We start from the raw sequence: 8,765 nt of genomic DNA, 5'->3' as shown, positions 1-8,765 counted from the left end.
CATATATAGGAATGATTAAATTAGCTTGTACTTTTATTTGGCTTCGATGAAAATTTATTTTTGTGCACAGAGCCTAGTTGATATCTATTAATTAATAACTATGAAAATATTTCGCCACCTTTATGCCCAAGTATTATTAGGAATACTTATAGGAATTTTACTTGGTATATTTATACCCAGTATAGCTATAGCCATCAAACCTTTTGCTGATGTTTTTGTTAAACTCATTAAACTTATGATTGCTCCTGTAATATTCTTAACTTTAGTTTCAGGTATTGCAGCAATGAAAGATCTCAAAACAGTTGGTAAAATCGGAGGAATTGCTCTACTTTATTTCTTTGCTATGACCATAGTTGCTCTAGCTATCGGCATGGTTACTGCTAACCTGCTTCATCCTGGATTAGGTATGAATATAGATCCAAACTCATTAGATGCAACTGCTGCAAAATCATATATGGGAAATGTTGAGCATGTTGAAAATATTCAAGATTTTTTTATGAATATTATCCCACATACATTTGTTGGGGCTTTTACTCATGGTGATATATTACAGGTTCTTTTTGTTTCTATATTATTTGCTGTTGGACTTGTACTATATGGTGAAGAAAGTAAACCTATACTTAATGCCATACAAAGCCTTTCAAAGGTCTTTTTCAAAATTATTCATGTAATTATGCACTACTCTCCAATTGCTGCTTGTGCTGCTATTGGCTATACCATAGCAACCTATGGAACAAGTACATTATTAAGCTTACTCGGTCTATTGTTATGCTTTTATATTACTTGTTTTTTATTTTTAATTGTTTTTCTAGGAGCGATCCTTAAGCTATATTGTGGTATTAGTATTTTTAAGCTATTAGGCTATATAAAAACAGAAATTTTTATTGTTTTAGGGACTTCTTCTTCTGAAACAGTATTACCAAATCTTATGGAGAAGCTAGAGAATTTAGGATGTAACAAATCAGTAGTTGGGCTTGTAATACCAACAGGCTACTCTTTCAACCTTGATGGCACAGCTATTTACTTATCTTTAGCTGCAATATTCATAGCTCAAGCACTAGGTATTGAGCTTACATTAAGCCAACAGGTATTTATGCTTCTAATTATGGTAATTAGCTCAAAAGGTGCCGCTGGTGTTACAGGTAGCGGTTTTATAATACTCGCAAGTACTCTTAGTGCCCTTGGAGTTGTACCTGTAGCTGGAATTGTTATTATCCTTGGGATAGATAGATTTATGTCTGAAGGCAGAGCTATTACGAATATGATAGGTAATTCAATAGGAACAATAATTATATCTAAATACCAAGGTCAATTAGATATTGATAAATTAAGAAAAGAGCTAAATTATTAGAGTAAATTTAATTTTAAATAGTTTCTAAATCAATACCCTTAGTTTCAATACCAAACCTCTTGGTTACTATAGCTCCTAAAACAGAGGTAATTACTAATATCACAAGAAGCATATCAACTCCTATAACAGATATTAATATAGGAAATAAAAATGCTGCTATTATAGCTCCAATTTTTGCAAAAGATGCTGCAAAGCCAGCTCCCTTACCTCTAGCATGTGTAGGGAAAACTTCTCCAGCTATTACATAAGTTTGAGCGTTTGGTCCAATATTTGTCATAAATTGGAAGATAATAAACCCTAAGAATATTAGGATAATATTATTATCTGTCATATGACCAGCCATCGCGACAGCTAAGCCTACAGCACAACCAATAAATCCAAATATTTGTAACTTCACTCTTCCTAAATAATCAGATAGAAATATCGCAAATACAATCCCTAAGAAGAAAAACACATCAATAAATGCTGAACCTTTCGCTGCTAAGATCTCATTACTTATAACATCATTTACAGACTTAACATCTACTTTTGAGCCTATTGTCACAGTTAGTATTAACGGTAAAAACACCCCTATACCATAAGTTCCTAAATCTTGAATAAACCATGGTAATGATGCGAAAATCGTTTGTTTTCTATATTTTGTAAATAATGATTTATATGAGCTACCTCTTTCTATCTCTGTAACAGCATTAGGGTCTTTTTTCTTAATTCTAATAACTTTAGGATATCTTGGTCGTCTATTTAATAAAAAAGCTAATGCTCTTTCAGCTTTTTTATACTCACCTTTTGTTACTAAAAAATGTGGACTCTTAGGAATAAAAAATCTCCCAATTACCACCAAAATTGCTGGAATAATAGCTATCGAGTACATAATCTTCCACGCATTAACTGAAGGCATCTCAACTAAGACAAGCCATCCTATAAGAGTCCCAGCAAGAGCTCCAACTGCCTGAAAAGCAAAAGCTCCTAAAACTAATTTACCTCTGTTTCTACTTGGAATAGTCTCTGAAATCATTAAATGAGCAGTTGGGTAATCACATCCTAAAGCTATACCAGCTATCAATAACATTATAAACAAAGCTATAAAGCTACTAGATAAACAAACACCTATAATACATACTAAAAATATAATCATCTCAATTATGAACATATTTTTTCTGCCATATTTGTCAGATAAGCTTCCAAGCAAAGATGCTCCGATAAGTATCCCAACTAAAGTTGCTGAACCTATCATACCTTTTTGCAAATTACTAAGTTGGAAATCATAAGCAATCAAGTGTAAAGCAATACCTGTCATAAAGACAATCATGCCTTCAAAAAATTTACCAGCTGTAGCTAACAACCAAATAAACCATTGCATACTAGAAAGAGGAATAAGATTAACCTTAGTGCCATCTGGCCACACTGGCTCTTCATCTAAATATTGTTGAACTGACTTTTTCTTAATTTTTGATTTAAAACTGGCTTCTTCAGACTTTTCTTCTTTACCCACAACCTTCCCTTAATATCTGTTTATTTACCTTCACTTTTATTTCTTGCTTAATATAACAATAAAATCAAGTTAAAAACATAGTTTTTTCAAAAATAAAAATATTTCACATAAGCCTATTGACTTCTTATTAAAAACCAAGTGGTCTTAAATTTATATATACTTAATTAGAAGCTCTTATAAATTTATTCTCTGTAAACTTTGAGCAATATTGAATAGTACTATTAACCAATACATATTTCTTTAGCTTCATATAACATGCTTTTGATGGTGCTGTGACAGTTTGCAAATGCTTCTTACCTCTTTTTGTATTCTCTACAATAGAGCTATCAAACATTTCATTTGGATACCAAACCTTTAAACCAGAATTTTCACCAAACCAATCTGTCATTTGATCACCTATAGACATTAACCAATAAATATTCCTAGTCTGTGAAAGAGCTTTTCTTAAGATATCTTTATATGCTATTATTAGGATTAAAAGCGCATGCATTATTATGTATAGCTCCGGATAGAAATACATATTTTGAAACTTGTTCTTTTGATAAGCCAATATTTTTTTCTAACCACTCTTCTGTATTTAGAGCTTCATTTTTATTACATGTTCTAGCAGTTATAAAATAGCATGCTATTCCATCTTTAAAACACACATCTTTAATAAATTTTTTTGTTGCTGGATCATCTATCCCTGACTTTGTATTTATATCATCTTCAAATGATGTGAGCTCTATAGTATTATCTATATCAATCATTATGCCAGGGGTTTTGCCTTGTGACTTTATCTCATCAATAAAACCAATTTTTTTAAACTCTACAATAAGATTTTCTAAATCACTCATCATTGCTTGAGCTCTTTTATAAAACTTAGAGTTTTTAGAATAACCATTATAGTCTTTTGATCCCATGTACTCTTTGATATTAGAGTTTTTAAGGATCAAGTTTAAAGAATCCTGAGCATTTTTAGGAATCATTGCCTTTTTACCATATCTGGAATTAAAAGCCATAGTTAAAGAAGTTACTTTACTATATAACTCAAGAGGATTTGTTTCATACTTTTTTGTCTTTTTTTGACTATTTATATTAAAATTATCATTTTCATTAATAACCTGCTTTGTATTTGATATCCCTAAACAAGTAGATAACATTAATAATATTAAACTGCTTACTCTTACTATTTCCCTCATTAGCTTCTCCTATAGTTAAAACGAGTTTTTTTAGGAAATAATATATTAAGCAAGGGTTTTCTAATTATTAATTTTTCGAAAAAAAAATAGTATAGATATACAGTTAAAATTGCTGTAAACTTGAATGTCCTACTTTAAAAAAAGACAAAATTTAAAAAAAGTCCTAACATTATATATCTCAAGTAATCACAAATACAAGTTTTTATATTCTAAAACTTTATAACTCTATCAAAGCTATTTAAGAGCTTAGCGTTATGTGTGATAAATATAACTGTTTTATTAATCATAAGCTCTTTTAAATTCTTAAATACCAATTTTTCGGTTTCCTTATCAAGTCCTTCTGTTGGCTCATCTAAGATCAAAACTGGCTTATCTTGTAAAAAAGCTCTAGCAAGAGCAAGGCGTTTTTGCTGTCCTCCTGAAAGATGTTTACCTAACTCGCCTGTCCAAGTATTTAAACCTTTTGGTAAAGACTCTAAATATGTTTTTAATTGGACTTTTTCTAAAACAAGACTAAGCTCTTCATCTGTAGCATCAGATTTAGCAAGCAATAAATTTTCTCTAATAGTAGTATTAAAAATATGCGGAGACTGATTTATGATAGTCATTTGATTTCTTAATTGACCTTCACTAAACTCTTTAATGTTTTTATCGCCAATTAGGATTTCACCACTATTTATATCCCAAAATCTCGCTAACAAGTTGATTACTGTTGACTTACCACTGCCAGTTGGAGCAAAAAAAGCAACTTTCTCATTCATTTGAATTTCTAATGAGAAATCTTTTAATACAGGTTGATCTACTGTATAGCTAAAGCAAACATCTTTAAAACTAATATTAGATTTATTGATAGCTAATTCGCTTTCTGGAAACACTATATCAGGCTTTGCATCAGTAATATTTAAGATCCTCTTTGAGGCTGATAGAGTTTTACCCAAATATTGATACGCTAAAGGTAAAGGTACTATCGATTCAAAAACAGCCATAATTGCAAGAAATATTAAAGCAATAAATGCCCCATTAATATATCCTACTTCAGTTAATTTAACAGCAAATGCAGTTACCATAACCACTGTTAGCCCCAAAGCTAAAGTCATTAATGCATTACCTAAACCACTTATGATACTTATTTTCTGCTCTTGGTCGAGTAAACTAGAGTTTTGCTGTCTAATTTTCTCAAAATGCTTGCCTTCTAAATCAAAAATTTTCAACTCTGCAAGAGATGCTACATGCTCTGTAATATCTGTTTTTAGCTCTGCACTAGTACTATTAAGATTATATGATTTCTTCATCGCCAATAGACTACTAAATAAAGGTATAATAAAACCTATAAATAGCAATGCTATAAATGTTAGTAGTGCTAAAGTAAAACTAAAGAAGCAAAATAATAAAGCAATAGTCACCGATGCTAAAATAAATACTATAGTAGGTGACAAGATGCGTACATATAAATTATCTAATGCTGCAATATCATTAACTAATCTTGTAAGTAGATCACCACTTTTATATCTATATAAGTGAGATGGAGCTAGAGGCTCAAGCTTCTCATAAAACCACACACGCACATCTGTTAAGATTCTAAAAGTAGCTTCATGAGTTAAAACTCTCTCACCATATCTACTAACAATCCTGCCTAAAGAAAAAGAGCGCACTCCTGCAGCTGGATAAAAATAATTAAATGATGTTGCTATTGCATATGTTGTCGTCGCTAAATAGCCAGTATATGAGATAAACCAACCAGATAATGACATCAGTCCAATACCCATAAGTATTGCAGACCACGCTAATAGTGTCCCTAGCAACATCCATTGTGTTTGATTTTTAAATAGTTTTATAAAAGGAATTAAATTTCTCATGCTGTCACCTCATTTTTATAGAAGTGATAAAAGTCACTATTTTTATTACTAACTAACTTATTAAAAGAACCAACTTCAGATATCATACCATCATTTAAAACAACTATTTTATCAACACACTCTAAGAAACTTAGTTTATGAGTTAACATAATAACAGTCTTAGTTTGCCAATTTTGAACTAATGAGTTAATAATTTTCTCTTCACTAATCTTATCTAAACTTGCAGTAGGTTCGTCTAAAATCAAAATATCATGTGGTTTTAAATATGCCCTAGCTAAAGCAAGCCTCTGAGCTTGTCCGCCTGATATCCCAATATTTTGCTCACCAATTTGTGTTAAAAGACCTTTATCTAGTGAGTCAACAAAGCTTTTAAGATCAGTATCAACAACTGCTTTAGTAATATCATTTTCTGTAGCATTTGGATTTGCTAACAAAAGGTTTTCTTCAATTGAACCTTTAAATAATGAAGAGTTCTGACCAAGCCAAGAGATGTTTCTTAACCAAGATTTTTCTTCGATATTTTTAAAATCAATGGCATTATTAACCGAAATCTTACCTTGATAGTCAATAAAGCCAAGTAGCGTATTTATTAAGGTAGTTTTACCTGCACCACTAGCTCCTACTAAAGCGATTTTATCACCTCTTTTTATATCTAGAGAAATATTATTTATTGCTATTTTGTCATCATACTTAACTGTTAAACCTTGTATAGAAATACTGTCGATCTTATCATTTAAGATTGTACTTCTCTCTACTTGTGCTGGTTTCATTTCAAAAATTTTAGCTATCTCTAAAGCTGCTCCAACAGCCTCAGCTTTTGCATGATAATGAGTACTTAACTCTCGAAGTGGCATAAAAAACTCAGGTGCTAATAAAAGAATAAATAATGCTCCTTGAAGATTTAAGTTATGTAAAGCCCACCAAATATTATTATCAGCCCCAGCATTTATAAATCCCATACCTAAATATATAGCTACTATAGCAATAGAAGCTGCTGCAAAAAGTTCCAAAACAGCTGATGATAAAAAAGCTATTTTTAAAACCTTCATAGTTCTAACTCTATAGTTATCAGAAGCCTCATATATTTTTTTATTATGAGATTTACTTTTGTCGAATAACTTTAAAGTAGTAAGACCTTTTAGCGTATCTAAAAAAGTCATGCTCATTCTGGCTAAAGTTTTAAAATGCTTCTGATTCTCAGATTCTGCACCTAGCCCAACAATTATCATAAAAAGAGGTATCAAAGGCGCACATATCAATAAAATAACCCCACAGACTATGCTTTGTGGAAATATAAACACTAATATAGCTAATGGCATCAACCCTGAGAGCATTATCTGAGGCAAAAATTTAGTTATCAACCCTGTTAAACCCTCGACCTGCTCCATTAGACTACTAATTATATTCGCATTTGATATTTTACTTAACTGTATCGGTCCTAACTTGTTAATATGCTCAAGAATATCTTCACGAACTTGTTTTTTAACAATAACAGCTGCTTTATAACTAACTATCTCTCTTAACCAACTTAGTCCAGCTCGTATAAAAATAATCAAAACTATGACTACAAAATAAGTACTTAACTGCCCTAATGTTGATTTTTTCAAATAAGCATCATAAGAAATATGAGCCAATAAATATAGCTGCCCAATTAATAACATTCCACTTAGAAAAGCTATAAGTACAGTTAACTTAATCCATCTTTTAGCTGGTAAAGCCGCCTCTTTGAGCCAACTTCTAGCTGATTTTTTCTCCTCTTTTGAAGCTTCTGAAATCATTACACGAGAGTTTTATTTAGGATATTAATTCCGTGAATTATAACACAATCATATATAAACTTTAGTCATAAGTAGCATATAACCTTCCCAAGATATAGAAAATGCAAGAGTTTTATGGTAATTTTTATAATGGAGACATTAAAATTAAGTAAGGTAAAGATGAAAAAAAAATATGTATCTTTGGTTGTATTAGGGTTAATGAGTTTTCCTTTATTATCCCAAGCTTCTCAACAGGTAGTTTATACAAGTAACTCAACAGCAACAACATCAAGTATACAATGCCAGACTTGTCAAACAGCTGATGATATTCAAGCTGAAGAAGCAAAAGCACAACTTAATAAGTTTGATGATCAAGTACATGGTCAAGATACAAATAATGTTGCGCAAGCAGCAAATGGAATGAGCTAATAATTTTTTCAAGGAGATAGCTTGTGAAAAATAAATATATTAAATTACTATGCTTAGCTTTTGCATCATTTCCACTAATGGCAAATGCACTACAGAGTAATATAAAAACAACTCAACCACAGGATAGCTCATCTTATAATGTAGGTAAGCAATTAGGTAATGCCGTTAGCGATGGTCAAACCACTATGCAGAAATATTATCAAAAAAGCTCAAATGCAGTCAAGTCGGCTGCAAGTGACACAAAAAAAGGCACTTATCAATTAGCTGATAATATTTCCAGTAAATCTAATAAAGCTGAAGTAGCTATGACAAACCAAGCCCATGAATCTGCTGCATACATAGGTAAGGTTTCTAAAAATATTCAGCAGGACTTCTCCAATGCATCTAAAGATGTAGTTAATAGTTCAGATAACGCAAAAAAATCGATTATTAATAAAGCTAACCAAGCATCAGAATCTTTAAATAAAACAGCAACAGATACAAAAAACAAAATCAAAAGCTTCAAAAAGGGTTTTGACGATGGAAAAAAAAGCGAATCTAAGCCAGCGCCATTTTAATTTGAACTTATTGAAATAAATACTAAAACTATTATGAAGAAACATCTAAAAAAAATAATAGGTAAATTAGGTTCTGTGCACAAAAAATATAAATTAGATTGAAAATAGCTAAACCGTTGTTATTTAAAAGTTGAAAGACAGT

General features: G+C 31.0%; 8 protein-coding genes. 3 read left to right on the top strand and 5 right to left on the bottom strand.

What is annotated here, in order from left to right:
• The first annotated feature begins 100 nt into the window (after window positions 1-100).
• Entirely contained in the window at window positions 101-1,351 is a 1,251-nt protein-coding gene (gene dctA, locus AB8E56_RS10635; RefSeq protein ID WP_329480926.1) for a C4-dicarboxylate transporter DctA, read from the top strand.
• Between the two features lie 13 nt (window positions 1,352-1,364).
• Here the strand turns inward: dctA and AB8E56_RS10630 are convergent, their stop codons facing one another.
• From AB8E56_RS10630 to cydD, 5 genes are all read right to left on the bottom strand, one after another.
• Window positions 1,365-2,843 (bottom strand): MFS transporter, encoded by a 1,479-nt coding sequence (locus AB8E56_RS10630; RefSeq protein ID WP_329480924.1) that lies wholly within the window; start codon window positions 2,841-2,843, stop codon window positions 1,365-1,367.
• 160 nt (window positions 2,844-3,003) lie between these two features.
• The gene (locus tag AB8E56_RS10625) at window positions 3,004-3,333 is read right to left on the bottom strand and encodes a hypothetical protein (RefSeq protein ID WP_329480922.1); all 330 of its coding nucleotides are present in this window, start codon (window positions 3,331-3,333) and stop codon (window positions 3,004-3,006) included.
• Window positions 3,299-4,024, bottom strand: coding sequence for a hypothetical protein (locus AB8E56_RS10620; protein ID WP_329480920.1), 726 nt, complete (start codon window positions 4,022-4,024; stop codon window positions 3,299-3,301). The genes AB8E56_RS10625 and AB8E56_RS10620 overlap by 35 nt, the downstream gene beginning before the upstream one ends.
• Window positions 4,025-4,233: 209 nt before the next feature.
• Window positions 4,234-5,880 carry a cysteine/glutathione ABC transporter ATP-binding protein/permease CydC gene (gene cydC / locus AB8E56_RS10615; protein WP_329480918.1) on the bottom strand — a complete coding sequence of 549 codons (1,647 nt, stop codon included), beginning with the start codon at window positions 5,878-5,880 and terminating at the stop codon, window positions 4,234-4,236.
• The gene (gene cydD, locus AB8E56_RS10610) at window positions 5,877-7,658 is read right to left on the bottom strand and encodes a cysteine/glutathione ABC transporter permease/ATP-binding protein CydD (RefSeq protein WP_329480916.1); all 1,782 of its coding nucleotides are present in this window, start codon (window positions 7,656-7,658) and stop codon (window positions 5,877-5,879) included. Before cydD ends, cydC begins: the two co-directional genes overlap by 4 nt.
• 159 nt (window positions 7,659-7,817) lie before the next feature.
• Here cydD and AB8E56_RS10605 point away from each other — a divergent pair, with 159 nt between their 5' ends.
• A complete protein-coding gene (locus tag AB8E56_RS10605) occupies window positions 7,818-8,066 on the top strand; it encodes a hypothetical protein (protein ID WP_329480914.1) in 249 nt (82 codons plus the stop codon).
• A 23-nt stretch (window positions 8,067-8,089) separates the two neighbouring features.
• Window positions 8,090-8,623, top strand: a complete 534-nt coding sequence (locus AB8E56_RS10600; protein ID WP_329480912.1) for a hypothetical protein — start codon at window positions 8,090-8,092, stop codon at window positions 8,621-8,623.
• Window positions 8,624-8,765 lie beyond the last annotated feature (142 nt).

This window comes from Francisella sp. 19X1-34 (assembly GCF_041102755.1).
Lineage (GTDB): Bacteria > Pseudomonadota > Gammaproteobacteria > Francisellales > Francisellaceae > Francisella.
This window is presented reverse-complemented; position numbering and strand designations above follow the sequence as displayed.